We start from the raw sequence: 16,688 nt of genomic DNA on the forward strand, positions 1-16,688 counted from the left end.
TTTTTATCCAAATTTCAGTTACAAAAAAGCCCAGCGATATTGCCAGGCCCTCTAAGTATCTCAACAACAATCTAGTTGTTAGAGACAATAAACAGAACTTCTACTCTTCGATTACACGCTTTACCAGCCTTAGATGCATTCGAGCAAGCTGGTACGTACTCTCCGTACCCACGGGTAAAAATGGAATCCATGGCGACATTATTGCTGACTAACTGTTGTTTTACCGCTTTGGCTCGACGCATAGACAAGCTGTCATTAAATGAAGGTGCCCCTGTACTATCTGCATGACCATCAATCACGATGTCGATACCCGGTTGCGTCGCCAAGTATTCACCCATCATATCTAACCAGTACTTAGAATCAGGCATCACCTTTGACGAGCCCGTGTTGAACTTAATGGTATCGGTCAATTTAACCATTATATGGTTACCTGGGAGAACTTCGTAGTCGACGCCATTTTTAAGTAGAAATGTTTGCAGATCTTTATAGTATGGCGCTCGTTTTTGCCCAATTGGACCTCGGACATCAGATACAACTAATTGCGGATCGTTACCCCACTCCGGATATCTCACTTCAAAATCTGTCTTCGGAGCAGTGTCAAGCATATCGTCAGTCACATTTGCGATATTCTGCGCCATATTGGAACAGCCCGAAAGCAAGATAATCAGAGGTAAAGCTAGGTATTTCATCTCTACACCATAAGTTCTGTTTACTACAAATACTGTATCGACAGATTCTCCAGATCTTTAGTTAAATTTTAGCCTCTTTCGTGTAATTCTGCTCCTGGACACTGCAAGAAACAATTTGCCAATAATTTACCGATTAGAGCTATTTAGTTCTTGTATCTTAAAGAGTAAAATCTAACTACTTTTAACTCGTGCATTGCATCGCACGAATTTTCGAGAATCTATTATGAAAAAGCTCATCGCATTGTTTGCCATCTCGATCGCCACTTTTTTGGTGGGGTGTACCGATAACAACATACCTCAAGAAGGTAAACAATATCAGCAGTTACCCGTTAATCTGGCAACTTTCCGACTGCCTCAGGTTACAGAGGTATTCTCGCTAAATTGTGGTCACTGCCGAAAAATGGAAGCGGTTATGCCTCAACTAGAAGAGCTGACGAACCAATCCATCGGCAAAATTCACGTCACATTCAATGAAAGTGCTCAAATTGGCGCAATGATCTATTACAGCGCAGAGATGCAACTAAGCAAAAAACCAGACCACGAACTAATGAATGAACTGTTCGCTGCAGTGCAAATGGGTGATGGAGCAACACTTTCAGATAAAAAAGTCGCCATCGATACCGCTTTTCAATCACGTGGACTGGTTAGCCCTTACGACCTTAATGAGCAACAACAAGAGCAACTATTTCAAGCGATGAATCTCGCACAAGACATCACCGAGAAAGGGCAAATCAATTCAGTGCCTACTTTCATCGTTAACGGCAAGTACATTGTTCTTACTGCCGGTCATCAAGATGTCGAAGGCATTGCGAACACAATTAACTATCTGACTAATCAACCTTAAACAAACGGACGTTATCAATGTCAAAATTTATTATCCCTATTGTTATCTTCATTCTTGCTGGTTTCATGATTTATCGCACCTGGGTGAACAATAAAGCCGGTGAAGAGAACTTTGCTGCTGGGCAAGCATTCTTGCTGGAAAATGGTAAACAAGAAGACGTGGTTACGACTGAAAGTGGCCTTCAGTACAAAGTGTTAGTGAAAGGAGAAGGGACAGAGCACCCAACGACAAGCAATACTGTAAAAGTCCATTATCACGGCACGCTAATCGATGGTACTGTATTCGATAGTTCGGTTGAACGCGGAGAGCCAATCAGCTTTAAACTCAATCAAGTAATTAAAGGTTGGCAGGAAGGCCTTACCTATATGGCCCCAGGTGATAAGTTCCGCCTATACATTCCTAGCCCTCTTGCTTACGGTAAAGGCGGCTCAGGCCCAATTCCACCAGCTTCAACTCTAATCTTTGATGTTGAGCTGCTAGAAGTTAAATAAAAAAAAGCCAGTCGAATGACTGGCTTTTTTATGATTTCAATTTATCAGCAGAACTCTGGCAACTGCTTGTTGATGAAGGCTCGGTCTGCCGAATAAAACTCATCTAAAGGAAGCTCTTTTGGTTCTAACCATTTAAATGTCTGTTTTCTTTCTTCATCAACGGCCGTTGGCTGCACTTCATCCTGCGCCTTTAGTACAGCGTAATAGATACGTCCCCCGTACTCATTTACGTCAGAGAAGGTCGCGACGTGCTTTAGGCCTTGAAGCTGTGTTTCTTCATACAATTCTCTAATTGCAGCATCAGTCCCTGATTCGTTGCTATTTACCACTCCACCAGGAAACTCAATCACCATTCCTTTCGCTGCTCTAAATCGTTCCTGTACCAACACCTTTCCATCTTTGACTACCACGGCCATAGATAAGTGCTTCATGCCTGACTCCTTAAATTCCTTTTGGTTTCTCTCCGACCACCAGAACAATTGTACTGGTAACGCTATTGAATGGCGGAGATGATATCGCAATGCATCCATTTGCACTTATGAACTAATTCACATTTATGATTTTGCAGCACAAAAAAACCGGCTTCTGTGCAGTCGCCGGTTTTTTTCAGTTATTTATCGATTACTTATGCTTGTCTTGTACGTACTGTTGGCTCACATCTACGACTGCAACATCTTTAAAGAAGCTACGCCCTAGCAATAGTGGAAACGTCAGGTGAGTACGATCGGCTAAAGTAAACTCTGTTTTTTCTTTCAGATCACCAATTTGAATCCAGGCATCAACCACAGCTCTCTTTTGTGTTCCATCTGCGCTTGACTGACGAATTTTCACCCAACGCTGAACTGGCAGAGCGATTTCTTTGCTCTTAACCCCTTCATGTTCGATCTTGAACTTAACCCAATCTTTACCATCACGTTCAAATGGCTCAATATCGACAGCGCTAATAGATGACGTAGTCGCACCAGTATCGATACGTGCTCTAAAGTTCTGCTCTAACCCTGGAACATATACCCACTCTTTCTCACCCAGAATCAACTTACCATCAGATGTTTTTTGAGCTTTAAGCACAACTTCAGGTTGTTTTGGTTTTTCGGCCGGCTTGGTTTCTTTAGCAACCTCTTTTTCTTCAACCTGAGGTTGCTCTACTTTAGGCTCTTCTACTTGCGGCTTTTGTTCAGGTTCAACAGGAGTTTGCCCCGTCGTTGAACACGCCATTAAACCACCACTTAGCATAACTGGAATGATAAGTTTCCACGTTTTGTTCATTCGACCACCTAATTCAATTGACAATACTTACCCACAATAAAAAAGGCCCACATAAAGTGAGCCTTAGATCGGGTATAAAAACTCGGTCTATTAAGACACTTTAACTATTGCATCCGCGACATAAGGGATGTCTTTTTCAGTAAGACCTGCAATGTTAATTCGACCATCGCCTACACCATAAATTCCATATTCTTCACGAAGTTGGAGCATTTGGTCTTGGCTAAAGCCTAGCACAGTAAACATGCCTTTGTGACTTTCGATAAAATCGAATTGTGAAGTATTGTGCGAATTTCTCAATTCTTGGCACAAGGTTTGACGAAGGTTTAACAAACGCTGTTGCATTTCACTTAACTCTTGCTTCCAAACTGCCGTTAGATCTTGATTTTGCAGGATAGTTTTAACAAGAGCAGCACCATGGTCAGGTGGCATAGTATAAGTTGCGCGAGCCAGCGTCAGTAACTTACCTTTTGCGTTGCCTACGTCCTCGAGTGACTTACCAACGACAATTGCCGCCCCTGTGCGCTCACGGTACAAGCCAAAGTTCTTTGAACAAGACGTCGTGATAAGCATTTCTTCTACGTTATCAGCCATGAAGCGTAGACCTTTCGCATCCTCTTCTAAGCCGTCACCGAAACCTTGGTAAGCGATATCTACAAACGGCGTGAAACCATTCTTTTGAGATAGCTCTGTGATTGCTTTCCAAGCGTCGAAATCGATATCAGCCCCTGTAGGGTTATGACAACAACCGTGCAGTAATACGACGTCTTCAGGACCAGCCTTGGATAAGTCATCGATCATTGCTGATGTATCAACTTGCTTCGTATCACGACTGAAATAGCGGTATTCACGAACTTGAAGACCGGCAGCTTCCATCACTGGACGATGGTTCACATAACTCGGGTTTGAGATCCAAACCGTCGTATTTGGTTGCGCGACTTTCATTAGGTCACCCAACATGCGTAGTGCGCCACTAGCACCAGGTGTTTGAATTGCGGCAACTCGGTCCATCGCAGAAGTGCCATCCAGCAGCAAATTCACCATACTCTGGTTGAATTCTTCGCACCCTGCTAAACCAACATAGGATTTGGTTTTTTGCGTCTCGACAACGATATCTTGAGCTTGGAGTATCGCCTTCATTACAGGAGTTTCGCCCGCACTGTTTTTGTATACGCCGATACCTAAATCGACTTTATCAGGACGAGGATCGTTACGATACGCAACGGAAAGAGAAAGAATAGGATCTAAAGTTGGTTTTGGTAAATGTGAGAACATGAAAGTCACAACCCTTTGAAATTCAAGTAACGGCCAACACGTTATCATCTAATTTACAAATCTAGAAATAAAATTTTAATTGCTCAGAGCAAAACAGGATAAAAATCTGTAAATTTTAACATACAGTTAACTTATTCACTTCATTTACCCTCTTCTAATACTGTGCATTTTAAGACAATTTAAATGTATGAATAATCTGGTTTGAGCTACCACGCCACTCTAAGTTGAGATCTTTCTTTTCCTCAACAAACTTACCGTCAATTAATACGTCAATGTAACTTGTGATTTCTCGCTGCGCGTCATCAAGCTCCGCTAGTGTATAGCCTGTCCAAACCCAAATATCCTTGTCTGGACATTCCTCTTTGACTCTTTTAACTAACCTTAAGATGTCTGGTACATTCGCTGGATGTAAAGGATCACCGCCAGAGAGCGACAACCCACGGCGCTTTATACGTTCATCTTTTAAGTCAGCAAGGATTTGATCTTCCGCAAGCTGAGTAAACGGTGTTCCCGAATCTAACCGCTGAGTTGATTGGTTGTAGCAGCCTCTACACTGGTGTACACAACCAGAAACAAACAGTGTGCAACGTGTACCTGGCCCGTTTACCACATCGACTGGATAGTATTGATGATAGTTCATACGTAAACTCAAAAAATAAAGCCCATTACAGGGCTTAGTCGGAAACTCATGTCCCCCACCTAATAAGGCGGGGGGGTGACACGGCGATTATAGGTGTTTGACTCGACGCTTAACTTCTTCTTGTTTACCGAAGTTAAATGGACGGGCGTCAGGACTTCCCAAGTAACCACATACACGACGTGTTACCGATACCTTGGTTGAGTCATGATTACCACAGCTTGGACAGGTAAAGCCCTTACTGGTACATTCAAATTCCCCGTTATACCCGCACTCGTAACACTCATCGATTGGCGTGTTTGTACCGTAGTAAGGTACTCGCGTATAGCTGTAGTCCCATACGTTTTCTAATGCTTCGATATTACGTTGCATATTAGGGAACTCACCGTAACAAATAAAACCACCGCTTGAAATTTCTGGGTAAGGCATTTCAAAATCGATCTTGTCGTAAGGATTAACCTTTTTCTCAACATCTAAGTGGAAGCTGTTTGTGTAATACCCTTTGTCTGTCACACCTTTGATAACGCCAAACTCTTTGTTATCAATACGGCAGAATCGGCTACATAGGTTTTCACTTGGCGTACCGTACAAGCTAAAGCCATAGCCTGTTTCTTCCGTCCATTGGTTAACTGCATCTTTCATGTGTTTGATGATACCCAATGCCTTCTCACGTAGCACAGCGTCGTCATAGACATGAGCTTCTGTACCAAATAGAGCATTCACTGTCTCATGAATACCAATGTAACCTAACGAGATTGAAGCACGACCATTTTTAAAGATATCAGCAATTGAGTCATCAGCTTTAAGACGAACACCACACGCACCTTCCATATATAGGATTGGTGCTACACGAGCTTTAACGTTCTCCAATCGTGTAATACGAGTTTGCAATGCTCGTCGTGCCAACTTGAGCTTCTCGTCCAATAGCTCATAGAATTTGCTTTCACTGCCTTCCGCTTGAATTGCAATACGTGGCAAGTTCAAACTCACAACCCCGAGATTGTTACGGCCTTCATGGATAAGTTCGCCATTCTCTTCATAAGTACCTAGGAATGAACGACATCCCATTGGGGTTTTGAACGAGCCAGTGATTTCTACCAGTTTGTCGTAGTTTAGAATATCTGGATACATACGCTTAGAAGCACACTCAAGCGCGAGTTTCTTGATATCGTAATTTGGATCTTCCGCCTTGTGGTTTAGCCCATCTTTGATGCCAAACACAAGTTTAGGGAATACCGCTGTTTTACGGTTTTTACCCAATCCAGCAATTCGGTTCTTAAGAATAGATTGTTGGATAAGACGTGAAGCCCAGCTTGTTCCTAAACCAAAACCGAAAGTAACGAAAGGCGTTTGGCCGTTCGCAGTATGTAATGTGTTTACTTCGTACTCAAGGGATTGAAAAGCGTCATAACACTCTTTCTCTGTGCGCGCTTTAGCAAACGCTTCAGGTTCTGGGATATCCCACTCGTTAGCAATTTTCAGATGCTTTTCGTAACTGGTCAGTACGTACGGCTCAAGAACCTCATCAATACGGTTGATAGTTGTACCGCCGTATATGTGGCTCGCTACCTGCGCGATAATTTGTGCTGTTACCGCCGTGGCAGTCGAAATTGATTTTGGCGTATCAATTTCTGCGTTACCCATTTTAAAGCCGCTTGTCAGCATGCCTTGAAGATCAATAAGCATGCAGTTAAACATTGGGAAGAAAGGCGCGTAATCCAGATCATGGTAGTGGATGTCACCCTGCTCATGCGCTTGTACGATATCTCGCGGTAAAATGTGAGTCTTTGCGTAATGTTTGGCAACGATACCGGCTAACAGGTCGCGCTGAGTCGGAATCACTTTTCCGTCTTTGTTCGCGTTCTCGTTGATAAGATCAAGGTTACTCTCCTCAATCAAACCCTCGATTTCTTGCGTTAGTGCACTTTGTTTTTCACGGGCTGTGTCACGATCATGACGATACTCGATGTATGAACGCGCTAGGCCTTTGTATGGACCCTGCATTAGCTCATCTTCAACCAAGTTCTGAACTTCAGTGATTTCAACTTCATCGCGATCTTGTAGCTTAAGTTCCACTGCTAACGCGACATTAAGGGCGTAAATAGCGGTTTCTTTACTATTGTGATCCGCTGCTGCTTCCACTGCTGCTTGGATACGGTCGCGAGCAAATTCTGCTCTCGAGCCATCACGCTTGATTACGATTGGATTCACTGATTCTCCTTACCCCTAGCATATTCACAATGTTATCCACAAATACACTATATGGGCGATTTATTATTGAGCTAACACAAGATGTTGTGGCGTATTTAACGGGATGAACCGATCAAAAGTATTGATTTCGATCAATAAAAATAGGCCGTAGATTAAGATCAACGCGATCTTAGTGGCACCGATCTCAGGCTGGAAGAAAACCATGAAAATTGCAAAAATGACGACAATTCCGCTTGATTTTTTTTAACGTCTTATAGGATAAAGGCTGTAATCCATTTTATGAATGTTAGAGTATGACACACACTAAACTTCGCTCTTTTTTGGTCACTTTACTGTTGCCAATTTGCTTTTCCGCGTCTGCTGAAAAAAGTCTCAACCTGTCCACATGGAACATCGAATGGTTAAGTTCTTCTCCGTCAGATAAGTTTCCCCAATCACATCGTGCTCCTGAGGATTACGCTACGCTATCTAATTACTTTGCAGTGATGGGGACTGACGTGCTCGCTTTCCAAGAGGTGAATGACAAGAAAGCGCTGATGAAAGTGATAGGCAATGACTACAAGATTTACTTTTCAGATCGCTCCCAACCAAGCAACCGCCATCATCAATTTGAGGAGATTAACCAATACACTGGGTTTGCAGTACGAAGCGGCATTGAGTTGATCAATCAGCGCGACTTGGTACTCGACACAAGCAGAAGCAGTAAATTACGTTTCGCCACCTATGTAGTGTTAAAACCAATCGGTCGTAAACCTATTCATATGCTGTCTGTACACCTTAAGGCCCGCTGCTCTGGCGCGTTTAAATCCACCCGAGACTGTAAAATACTGAAACAGCAAGGTGTCGAACTCAACAACTGGATGCAACAACGTGAACAAGGCAAGCAAGACTACATTATCCTTGGCGATTTCAACCATAATCTAGGCTATGAAAAGGATTGGTTGTGGAAATCGATTGCCAACAAAACAAGTGCTGTTTTAGCGACTCGCAAAACTAAAGCGGAGTGTAAGGTGAGATCGCGTAACAATCCCAACAAAACACACCGCTTCCGCTCTCTCATCGACCATGTGATTGTTAGCGAACAAATAGACCTTAGTAAACCAAAACAAACGGTTTTCGAAACAAAAGACGTCCTTCACTATACACTGAGTGATCACTGCCCTATCAGCACAACATTACATTGATGGTCGTAGCCGGGGATTCAGTACCACCGAATCCCCGGCGACTAAGCCTTTTCTGACCCGTCCTTCACTACCTAACTGGACTAAACGCGTTTCCAATTTACCATCTTCAATCACTTTAACGTAATCGAGCTGACCAACTTGATACACAGCTTCCTCTGGTACATAAAGCCCTTGCTCACCTTCAAGAGGAATCATAACTTTAGCGTAAGTCCCCGGATACAACACATCCTGACTTTTAAAAGTAAGTTTCACCATGTAACTGCGAGATCCCGCATCGGCTGCTGGCGCGATCTCAACGACTTGTCCTTTGGTTGTACGCTTATATGTAGGAAAGCTGATCGTAGTTTGGCTACCGAGTCCTAGATATGGCATCACCGACTCCGACACATTGACTTCAATTTGAAGTGATTCAGGATTGTATAAGCTAAGAAGCTTTCCGCCCGGCGTCGCAGTATCTCCCTCATTTACCGATTTAAATGTCACGACACCATCAAATGGCGCAGTGATAATGCTGTACCCAAACATCGTCTCTGCCTCACGTACAGCCGCTTGTGCCTGATTAAAATTGGCCTGCGCAGTCTGCAGCTCTTTGGTCGCACTATCAAACTGAGACTGAGGAACAAGCTTTTTGGTCACTAACTCTTTCACCCTAGCGTACTCTTTACGAGCATTGTTTAATTGAGCTTGGGTAGAAGAGAGCGCTTGCTCTGTTTGGGTTACGCGTGCATCAAGATCGCCACTATCGAGTCTAAGCAGCACATCCCCTTTGTTGACACTGTCACCCACATCAACCAACACATCAGCGACATTCGCCGTCAATCGAGCAGAAATATTGGCTTTCTGCTCAGCAACAATCACACCTGGGAATTGACGTTCTAACTCAACGTCCCGCGCTACCAAAGTTATCGTTTCGTACTCTGCGATACTTTCTTGTATCACTTTATGTTCCGTCGGAAGTTTTTCGCTGAACCCATCCGCCATGTAGTAAAAAAGAAGTGCGAGCACGGCAAACAAGCCAGTCCCTAACCATCGATTATTGAGTTTCATAGTTCGTCCTCCTTCACAGGCAATCCATGGCCCGGCTGATTTTGGTATGCAAGGTTATAGACCACGGGTACAACGAGTAAGGTAAAAATAGTCGAAGCAGTAATGCCAAAGATGATCGCCCAAGCTAAGCCATTAAAAATAGGATCAAGGGTTATAACAATATTACCCAGTAAGGTTGTCCCTGCTGTGAGTAAAATTGGTCTCATCCGCACGGCACCTGATTGGATTAGCGCATCCTGTAGATTATGGCCAGCGTTTAGTGACTGTTGAATAAACTCAATTAATACTAGCGAGTTGCGCACGACAATACCCGCTAGGGCAATCATGCCAATCATCGCTGTCGCAGTGAACAAAGCGGGATTAGGGTAATGATTAATGTCATTGCTTATTACATTTAGAAGCCAGAAGCCGGGCATTATGCCGATAACGGTCAACGGTATCGCCAGCATGATGATCCCCGATACAGCAGGTAACCCAGTTTGAATCAGCATTACGGTAAATACACCCAATAATGCTGCGCCATAAGCAATACCGAGATCGCGGAATACATCAACGGTAATTTTCCACTCACCTTCACCGCTCCAAACTACATCAATGCCCTCTGCGACTTGCCAAGCATCACCGCCGCCATTGTTTAAATAAGTTCTGCTTTCCCAGGATTTTGTTTCACTACCGTTTGTATCTTTGTCTGCAAGAACATCGGCAATTATTTCCCCAGGAACACGACCAACAGACTCCGCATAAACATAAACAACAGGTTTTAGATTTTTGTGGTAAATCGGTTTATCGACCGCTCGTTTAACGAAAGCCCCCACTTCACTAAGTTGAACCAAAGGCTGAGGGGCGTCGACTAACGATCCATTTTGTACTTGCTTGACCACACCACCTTGACCACGAACATACAACTGTAACAATGCGTCTAACTGATCTCGCTGTTTAACTGGTAGCCGTATTTCTATCGGTAGAGGCTCTATTTCTCTCTGTGTCTCTAGATATCCTATTACAATGCCATCATTTGCTGCTTGAAGCGTCGTATTGATATCACGTACTGAAACACCGGAAAGCGCTGCTTTCTCTTGGTCAACCACAAACTGCCAGATCTCCTGTTGCCCCGGTGTACTAGTATCAACCTCTGTGACAAAAGGCTCTCGGCTTAGTCTATTGGCAACAATGTGGGCTTGTTCTTGTACTGCGTCATAACTCATTGTAGGAGTCCCATACACCTCAGCTGTGATGGTTGCAATAACTGGTGGCCCCGGTGGCACCTCAACAATTTGAACATCGGCACCATAGCGCTCGGCAATCTCTTCGAGATCACCCCGTAAGCGGGTTACGATTTCATGGGATTGCATCTGACGTTTGGATTTATCAGCCAAAACAACCCTAAGCTCTCCTTGGTGAGGATCATTGCGCATAAAGTAGTGGCGCACCATGCCATTGAAATCCATCGGTGACGCAATGCCCGAGAAACCAGAAATCGACACCACTTCAGGCACATCAATTAAATAATCGCTAAAGCGTCTTAGGGCATTTGAAGTGTCTACGAAACTACTGGTTTCAGGCATGTTTACGACTATCTGAAACTCACTTTTGTTATCGTAAGGTAAGAGTTTTAACGGAACCAACCTAAGAGCTGGAAGCAGTGCGGCCAAAACAAAAAGTAACGCGACTACGCCAAGAAATGCCCAAGCTTTGGTACGACTGCGTAAAAGCGGTAATAGCAGTTTTCGATACAGCTTGTACAACACTGTTGATTCAATCTCATAGTCCCCTCGATCTTTCGCAGCGACTAAAATTTTCTGTGCGAGCCAAGGGGTAATCAAAAACGCGACGAGTGTACTGAAAATCACACTTACAGGTACGTTAAATGCGAGTGGCCCCATGTACGGCCCCATCATACCTGTGATGAAAAACATAGGTAAAAAGACGATAACGATAGCGACCGTGGACATCAACAGGGCACTGCGAATCTCTGCCATTGCATACACTATTGCTTTCGTGCGACTCAGATCTTTTCGTTTTAGATAGCGTTCAATGTTATCTATGCTGGCGATAGGGTCATCAACAATCAAACCCAAGGCGAGGATAAGAGCAAACAGTGTCACGCGGTTAATTGAATAGCCAAACAGTAAATCCATACCTAGTGCTGCGCCATAGCTTATTGGTATAGCGATCGCCACGACTAGAGCACTGCGCCAGTTTAGAAACAAGCCGACAAAAACGACGACTGTTAATATTGATATACCAAGGCTGGAAATAAGGTTGGAGACTTTGTCATCAGCCGTTTGACCATAATTACGTATGATCTCTATTTCTACGGATTGTGGAAACTGCGTTTGTTTGAGGAGCATGAGTTTTTGCAGAACATCATTAGCGACATCTACAGCATTGGATCCCTTTTGCTTAGCAACAGAGATAAACACAGCCTGATGTTCTTCACCCGTGGCTGCTTGTCGAATCCAAGTATCGTTAACCGCTTCACTTGGCTCATCTGTGACATTAGCAACGTCTTGCAAGTAAACGGGCTTACCATTAACCACACTTACCACCAGATTTTTTACCTGGCTAACGTCCGAAAGTAAGTTACCAGATTCAACGCGAAAATGGTTACCTCCAAACTGGATATCACCAGCGCTTTGCTTTGTGTGTGACAAGGTGATTGCATGTCTTAAATCATCGATCGACACTTTAAAATTAGCCATCGCCACTGAGTCAAGCTGGATATTTACTACTCTTGATTCGCCGCCAATCACTTCGACGGAGTTAGTATCATTTAACGCTTTAATGCCAAGAGTTGCCTGGTCTGCGATTCGTTTTAATTGGTGACGATCAACCTGCTTACTGTCTGTGCTATATAAAGCAGCGACCACAATTGGAACATCGTCAATCTCAATAGGCTTAACTAACCAGTTTTCTACAGCTGGGGGTATCTTGTCTTGATTAGAATAAAGCTTGTTATACAGTTTTACTAAAGCGTCTTCACGCGGCTCACCAACATAAAAACGGACGATAACTTGTGCTGCGCCTTCCATAGACGATGAGTAGACATATTCCACGCCATCGATTTGACTAAGGAGCTTCTCTAGTGGTTCTGTGACCTGCTTTTCCACTTGCGAGGCTCGTAAACCAGGGGCAGACACTAAAACGTCTGCCATTGGCACAACAATTTGTGGATCTTCTTCTTTGGGTGTCAACCACAACGCAGCGGCCCCAACGGCAACCATTAGGATGATCAGAATAGGAGGGAAGTAACTTGACATCACTCGCTGGATAAAACTTCCCTGTTGTTGATGTAACTCCATGTTACCTCCATACAAATGGAAAAATGTGTTTAACCGATTTTCTCTGCAGCTGTGAAGTTTTGTCTGCTTTTGAAAAGAGAAACTGTGCCATAAGCGAACCAACTAACATGGCGACAAAGAACAGCACAATACTAATATTGCCCAGAGCTAAACTCGTCACAGCCGGGCCTGGGCAGATCCCAGCTATTCCCCACCCCAAACCAAACAACGCAGAGCCTGACACAAGTTTACTGTCCACTTTTGTTTGTTCTGGTATGCACATCTCATTTCCTGACAGAGCTCGCTTCCTTGGCTTAATCACAAATTTATAGAAAGGAACAAAAACAGCTAATGCACCTCCCATTACAAACGCTAGGCTTGCATCCCAATCTCCTGCAATATCGAGAAAACCAATCACTTTTTCTGGCTCTATCATTCCTGACACTGCCATTCCCAAACCAAACAAAATTCCAGAAACCAGTGAAGAAAAACGAAAAATAAAACTATTCACTTCTATCTACCCATTTACGACCCGATAAAGTGTAGACGCACATAAACGGTAAGTGCGGCGACAAACATAAATACACAAGTAGCGATAATCGAACGTTTTGATAAACGCCCGATGCCGCAAATTCCGTGGCCACTCGTACAACCATTACCTAAACGCGTACCAAAACCGACAAGTGTTCCCGCGATAATTAAGAGAGGAAGAGACGTACTAGAAACGTCTGGAACATCAACACCTAGAAACAAAATGCTGAGCACACCGCCTGAAACCATGCCAATAACAAAAAGCAAGCGCCACGAGTAGTCACTTTTTTGGGGAGAAAGTAGACCGTTAAGGATTCCACTAATGCCCGCTATTTTTCCATTCATTAGCAACAACATCGACGCGGAAACCCCTAATAGAACTCCGCCCCACAACGAATCCCAAGGAATGCTTGATAACATTTTATCCTCCTACTAATTACTTTTTACGCCGCAAAACACGGTATGTAAGCTCTGAATCAGCGCTTCAACTCTTGGGTCTGACAATGAGTAAAATACTTGCTGAGATTCTTTTCTTGCACGAATTAGATCGTGCTTTCGTAACACGGTTAAATGTTGGGAAAAAGCCGATTGGCTCAGATTGGAACCTGCTTGCAATGCCCCAACCCCAACTTCACCTTGAGTCAACTGGCAAAGCACCATAAGGCGATCTGGATGCGCCATAATTTTTAAAAGGTCTGCAGCTTCTGTCGCATTGCTCTGCATTTCTACTAGATCCATAACGTCTCAACACCAAATCAATAAACCCTAATTTAGATGTTACTAAACAAGTTACTTTAGTCAACACTAATTTAGAAAACTTGAAATTAGATAAATTAACATTAGACTTTTCTAAATTAGCTAATTATAGTTTTATCAGATTGATGGATAAGCGACAAGGAATTAGATATGTCTTTGGAAAATGCAGTCCGTGTCTTCGCGGGAGTTATGGTTTTACTCTCTGTAGTATTAACACTCTTCGTGCATACTGGGTTCGTTTGGTTCACAGTGTTCATTGGCGTTAACCTGATCCAAAGTGCATTTACTGGCTTCTGCCCTGCTGCGCTTTTCTTTAAAAAGTTAGGCTTTAAATAATTGGAGTTTTCAATGACTAAAATCGTTATCGTTGGTGGTGTTGCTGGTGGAGCATCTGCTGCCGCTCGTGCTCGACGTCTAAGTGAAGACGCTCAAATAATCATGTTTGAGCGTGGAGAGTTTGTTTCATTCGCAAACTGCGGATTGCCTTATCATATAGGCGGAGACATCCAAGACCGCAGTAAGTTGCTACTCCAAACTCCAGAAAGTTTCTTAGCGCGATTTAACGTCGACGTTCGAGTAATGAATGAAGTTGTTTCAATTAACAGACAAAGCAAAACGGTGACGGTAAAAAATTTGCTAGATGGAAGTGAATACCATGAGTCATACGACTTCCTCTTGCTAAGCCCAGGGGCCGCTCCAGTTGTCCCTCCTATTTCTGGAATCGATAATCCATTAACCCATTCATTGCGTAACATTCCTGATATGGATCGAATCATAAACACGATTCACATGAATAAACCGAAACATGCAACGGTTGTTGGTGGCGGATTCATCGGCCTGGAGATGATGGAAGCCTTCCACCAGTTGGGAATTAAAACCACACTGATTGAGATGGCAGATCAAGTCATGACGCCAGTAGACAGAGAAATGGCAGGGTTTGCTCACGCCGAAATTCGACAAAAAGGCGTTGATCTCCAGCTTGGTGTTGCCCTAGAGTCAATCGAGTACATAGCCAATGATCACATTGCGAGTTGCGAGTCTGGCGAAAGCGACCAAGATCAACACTTACAAGGTTCGCTGAAGCTTACGTTGAACAATGGCGATACACTTGATACAGAAGTTCTAGTCATGGCCATTGGTGTTCGCCCAGAAACCAAACTCGCGCAGCAAGCCGGCCTTCAGATTGGTGAGTTAGGTGGTATCTACACCAATGAAATGATGCAGACCAGCGATCCTAGCATCTACGCGGTCGGAGACGCCGTTGAAGACAAAGACTTTATTACAAGCGCTCAAACGCTGGTACCGTTAGCAGGCCCTGCCAATCGTCAAGGTCGTATGGCTGCTGATAACATGCTAGGACGCAATGAAACCTATCAAGGTACACAAGGCACTGCCATATGTAAGATTTTTGACCTAGCTGTCGCTTCGACTGGTAAAAATGAAAAGCAACTTAAGCGCGATGGCACCAATTACGAAAAGGTCTACGTTCATACGGCAAGTCATGCAAGCTACTACCCTGGTGCAGAAATTGTTTCATTTAAAATGCTGTTTGACCCAACAACAGGCAAGATCTTCGGTGCGCAAGCGGTCGGTAAAGATGGTGTCGATAAACGCATTGATGTGATGGCAGTTGCCCAAAGAGCGGGCATGACAGTCGAGCAGCTTCAACACTTAGAACTCACTTACGCGCCGCCATATGGCAGTGCCAAAGATGTCATCAACCAAGCAGCCTTTGTTGCAAGCAACATCATGAAAGGCGATGCCACTCCAATCCATTTCGATCAAATTGATCAAATAGGCGATCATCAGCTGTTATTGGATGTTCGTAATCCGGGTGAATTACAGGCTGTTGGTTATCTTGATGGCGCGATAAACATACCTGTCGACCAGCTCCGTCAGCGCATGAACGAACTACCCAAAGACAAAGAGATCATTATCTACTGTCAAGTTGGCCTGCGTGGCAACGTTGCCTATCGACAACTTGTGAACAATGGTTTTAAAGCACGTAATCTGATCGGTGGCTATCGTACGTATAAGTTCGCAAACGCATAAAACATTCCTACAAAACACTGCGCTACTTCTTGGGGTCCATTGTGCCCCATTTTTTGGCATTAAATTGATCTATGTCATTTTTCCTTACCAAAAGTATGGCTATGTTAAAAATACAACCAAGCGTTAACAAGGAAGAAACAAATGGAGCTAAAAAAAGACTCTCGCTGCTACACCGATGTATGCATTAATGGGAAATGGTTTCATCACGATCATTGCACCTCTACAGCTTACATGTTGAAAGGTGGCGCTGAATGCAGCCTTGAATTGTCACGTACTCCTGAAACAGAAAGTGAACTGATTCAGCTAATCACCGATCAATTTTAGGATTACGGGCCCGACTATTTACCTCCCTTTTTATAAACACCTGTAATCAAATTGTTATAAAAAACCAATCTCAATTTCACATCTCCTCCATAGAATTCGCTCA

Annotated in this window: 17 protein-coding genes; 6 read left to right on the plus strand and 11 right to left on the minus strand. The window is 43.7% G+C overall.

Going from position 1 to position 16,688, the window contains the following annotated elements; genetic code table 11:
* Positions 1-71 precede the first annotated feature (71 nt).
* Complete coding sequence (locus tag AC4MRV_RS05105; RefSeq protein WP_491186344.1) at positions 72-689, minus strand: OmpA family protein; 618 nt, start codon at positions 687-689, stop codon at positions 72-74.
* Positions 690-912: 223 nt separating this feature from the next.
* Here AC4MRV_RS05105 and AC4MRV_RS05110 point away from each other — a divergent pair, with 223 nt between their 5' ends.
* Together AC4MRV_RS05110 and bamJ are read left to right on the plus strand one after the other, a co-directional pair.
* Positions 913-1,533: a thiol:disulfide interchange protein DsbA/DsbL gene (locus AC4MRV_RS05110; RefSeq protein ID WP_491186345.1), complete on the plus strand. Its 621-nt coding sequence runs from the start codon at positions 913-915 to the stop codon at positions 1,531-1,533.
* Positions 1,534-1,550: 17 nt separating this feature from the next.
* Positions 1,551-2,024: a BamJ family beta-barrel-assembly machinery protein gene (gene bamJ / locus AC4MRV_RS05115; RefSeq protein WP_491186346.1), complete on the plus strand. Its 474-nt coding sequence runs from the start codon at positions 1,551-1,553 to the stop codon at positions 2,022-2,024.
* A 44-nt stretch (positions 2,025-2,068) separates the two neighbouring features.
* Here bamJ and AC4MRV_RS05120 read toward each other — a convergent pair whose 3' ends face one another.
* The 5 genes from AC4MRV_RS05120 to nrdD form a co-directional block, all read right to left on the minus strand.
* A complete protein-coding gene (locus AC4MRV_RS05120) occupies positions 2,069-2,455 on the minus strand; it encodes an NUDIX hydrolase (RefSeq protein WP_491186347.1) in 387 nt (128 codons plus the stop codon).
* 190 nt (positions 2,456-2,645) lie between these two features.
* The gene (locus AC4MRV_RS05125) at positions 2,646-3,290 is read right to left on the minus strand and encodes an ATP-dependent zinc protease family protein (RefSeq protein ID WP_491186348.1); all 645 of its coding nucleotides are present in this window, start codon (positions 3,288-3,290) and stop codon (positions 2,646-2,648) included.
* A gap of 90 nt (positions 3,291-3,380) precedes the next feature.
* Positions 3,381-4,562 (minus strand): amino acid aminotransferase, encoded by a 1,182-nt coding sequence (locus AC4MRV_RS05130; protein WP_491186349.1) that lies wholly within the window; start codon positions 4,560-4,562, stop codon positions 3,381-3,383.
* 169 nt (positions 4,563-4,731) lie between these two features.
* Positions 4,732-5,202 carry an anaerobic ribonucleoside-triphosphate reductase-activating protein gene (gene nrdG, locus AC4MRV_RS05135; RefSeq protein ID WP_491186350.1) on the minus strand — a complete coding sequence of 157 codons (471 nt, stop codon included), beginning with the start codon at positions 5,200-5,202 and terminating at the stop codon, positions 4,732-4,734.
* 87 nt (positions 5,203-5,289) lie between these two features.
* Positions 5,290-7,410, minus strand: a complete 2,121-nt coding sequence (gene nrdD, locus AC4MRV_RS05140; protein ID WP_491186351.1) for an anaerobic ribonucleoside-triphosphate reductase — start codon at positions 7,408-7,410, stop codon at positions 5,290-5,292.
* 293 nt (positions 7,411-7,703) lie between these two features.
* Here nrdD and AC4MRV_RS05145 point away from each other — a divergent pair, with 293 nt between their 5' ends.
* Positions 7,704-8,594 (plus strand): endonuclease/exonuclease/phosphatase family protein, encoded by an 891-nt coding sequence (locus AC4MRV_RS05145; protein ID WP_491186352.1) that lies wholly within the window; start codon positions 7,704-7,706, stop codon positions 8,592-8,594.
* On the opposite strand, the gene AC4MRV_RS05150 is transcribed toward AC4MRV_RS05145, so the two are convergent.
* The 5 genes from AC4MRV_RS05150 to AC4MRV_RS05170 are packed head-to-tail and all read right to left on the minus strand — an operon-like array spanning position 8,586 to position 14,191.
* A complete protein-coding gene (locus AC4MRV_RS05150; protein WP_491186353.1) occupies positions 8,586-9,641 on the minus strand; it encodes an efflux RND transporter periplasmic adaptor subunit in 1,056 nt (351 codons plus the stop codon). The two genes, AC4MRV_RS05145 and AC4MRV_RS05150, sit on opposite strands and share 9 nt — an antisense overlap.
* Positions 9,638-12,943, minus strand: coding sequence for an efflux RND transporter permease subunit (locus AC4MRV_RS05155; RefSeq protein ID WP_491186354.1), 3,306 nt, complete (start codon positions 12,941-12,943; stop codon positions 9,638-9,640). The genes AC4MRV_RS05150 and AC4MRV_RS05155 overlap by 4 nt, the downstream gene beginning before the upstream one ends.
* A 1-nt stretch (position 12,944) precedes the next feature.
* Complete coding sequence (locus tag AC4MRV_RS05160; protein ID WP_491186355.1) at positions 12,945-13,433, minus strand: DUF6691 family protein; 489 nt, start codon at positions 13,431-13,433, stop codon at positions 12,945-12,947.
* 14 nt (positions 13,434-13,447) lie between these two features.
* Positions 13,448-13,873: a YeeE/YedE family protein gene (locus AC4MRV_RS05165; RefSeq protein WP_491186356.1), complete on the minus strand. Its 426-nt coding sequence runs from the start codon at positions 13,871-13,873 to the stop codon at positions 13,448-13,450.
* 12 nt (positions 13,874-13,885) lie between these two features.
* Positions 13,886-14,191: a metalloregulator ArsR/SmtB family transcription factor gene (locus AC4MRV_RS05170; RefSeq protein WP_491186357.1), complete on the minus strand. Its 306-nt coding sequence runs from the start codon at positions 14,189-14,191 to the stop codon at positions 13,886-13,888.
* A gap of 168 nt (positions 14,192-14,359) precedes the next feature.
* Here AC4MRV_RS05170 and AC4MRV_RS05175 point away from each other — a divergent pair, with 168 nt between their 5' ends.
* The 3 genes from AC4MRV_RS05175 (at position 14,360) to AC4MRV_RS05185 (ending at position 16,585) form a co-directional block, all read left to right on the plus strand.
* A complete protein-coding gene (locus AC4MRV_RS05175) occupies positions 14,360-14,545 on the plus strand; it encodes a YgaP family membrane protein (RefSeq protein ID WP_491186358.1) in 186 nt (61 codons plus the stop codon).
* Between the two features lie 12 nt (positions 14,546-14,557).
* A complete protein-coding gene (locus AC4MRV_RS05180) occupies positions 14,558-16,261 on the plus strand; it encodes an FAD-dependent oxidoreductase (RefSeq protein WP_491186359.1) in 1,704 nt (567 codons plus the stop codon).
* A 141-nt stretch (positions 16,262-16,402) separates the two neighbouring features.
* Positions 16,403-16,585, plus strand: coding sequence for a hypothetical protein (locus AC4MRV_RS05185; protein ID WP_491186360.1), 183 nt, complete (start codon positions 16,403-16,405; stop codon positions 16,583-16,585).
* Positions 16,586-16,688 lie beyond the last annotated feature (103 nt).

Source organism: Vibrio sp. (assembly GCF_984391705.1).

What these genes read in the sequence shown, in the direction of transcription:
- AC4MRV_RS05175 (WP_491186358.1), top strand. Translation starts at nt 14,360, where the DNA reads ATGTCTTTGGAAAATGCAGTCCGTGTCTTCGCGGGAGTTATGGTTTTA.
- bamJ (WP_491186346.1), top strand. Translation starts at nt 1,551, where the DNA reads ATGTCAAAATTTATTATCCCTATTGTTATCTTCATTCTTGCTGGTTTC.
- AC4MRV_RS05125 (WP_491186348.1), bottom strand. Translation starts at nt 3,290, where the DNA reads ATGAACAAAACGTGGAAACTTATCATTCCAGTTATGCTAAGTGGTGGT.
- AC4MRV_RS05130 (WP_491186349.1), bottom strand. Translation starts at nt 4,562, where the DNA reads ATGTTCTCACATTTACCAAAACCAACTTTAGATCCTATTCTTTCTCTT.
- AC4MRV_RS05165 (WP_491186356.1), bottom strand. Translation starts at nt 13,873, where the DNA reads ATGTTATCAAGCATTCCTTGGGATTCGTTGTGGGGCGGAGTTCTATTA.
- nrdG (WP_491186350.1), bottom strand. Translation starts at nt 5,202, where the DNA reads ATGAACTATCATCAATACTATCCAGTCGATGTGGTAAACGGGCCAGGT.
- AC4MRV_RS05180 (WP_491186359.1), top strand. Translation starts at nt 14,558, where the DNA reads ATGACTAAAATCGTTATCGTTGGTGGTGTTGCTGGTGGAGCATCTGCT.
- AC4MRV_RS05155 (WP_491186354.1), bottom strand. Translation starts at nt 12,943, where the DNA reads ATGGAGTTACATCAACAACAGGGAAGTTTTATCCAGCGAGTGATGTCA.
- AC4MRV_RS05185 (WP_491186360.1), top strand. Translation starts at nt 16,403, where the DNA reads ATGGAGCTAAAAAAAGACTCTCGCTGCTACACCGATGTATGCATTAAT.
- AC4MRV_RS05150 (WP_491186353.1), bottom strand. Translation starts at nt 9,641, where the DNA reads ATGAAACTCAATAATCGATGGTTAGGGACTGGCTTGTTTGCCGTGCTC.
- AC4MRV_RS05105 (WP_491186344.1), bottom strand. Translation starts at nt 689, where the DNA reads ATGAAATACCTAGCTTTACCTCTGATTATCTTGCTTTCGGGCTGTTCC.
- AC4MRV_RS05120 (WP_491186347.1), bottom strand. Translation starts at nt 2,455, where the DNA reads ATGAAGCACTTATCTATGGCCGTGGTAGTCAAAGATGGAAAGGTGTTG.
- AC4MRV_RS05145 (WP_491186352.1), top strand. Translation starts at nt 7,704, where the DNA reads ATGACACACACTAAACTTCGCTCTTTTTTGGTCACTTTACTGTTGCCA.
- AC4MRV_RS05170 (WP_491186357.1), bottom strand. Translation starts at nt 14,191, where the DNA reads ATGGATCTAGTAGAAATGCAGAGCAATGCGACAGAAGCTGCAGACCTT.
- AC4MRV_RS05110 (WP_491186345.1), top strand. Translation starts at nt 913, where the DNA reads ATGAAAAAGCTCATCGCATTGTTTGCCATCTCGATCGCCACTTTTTTG.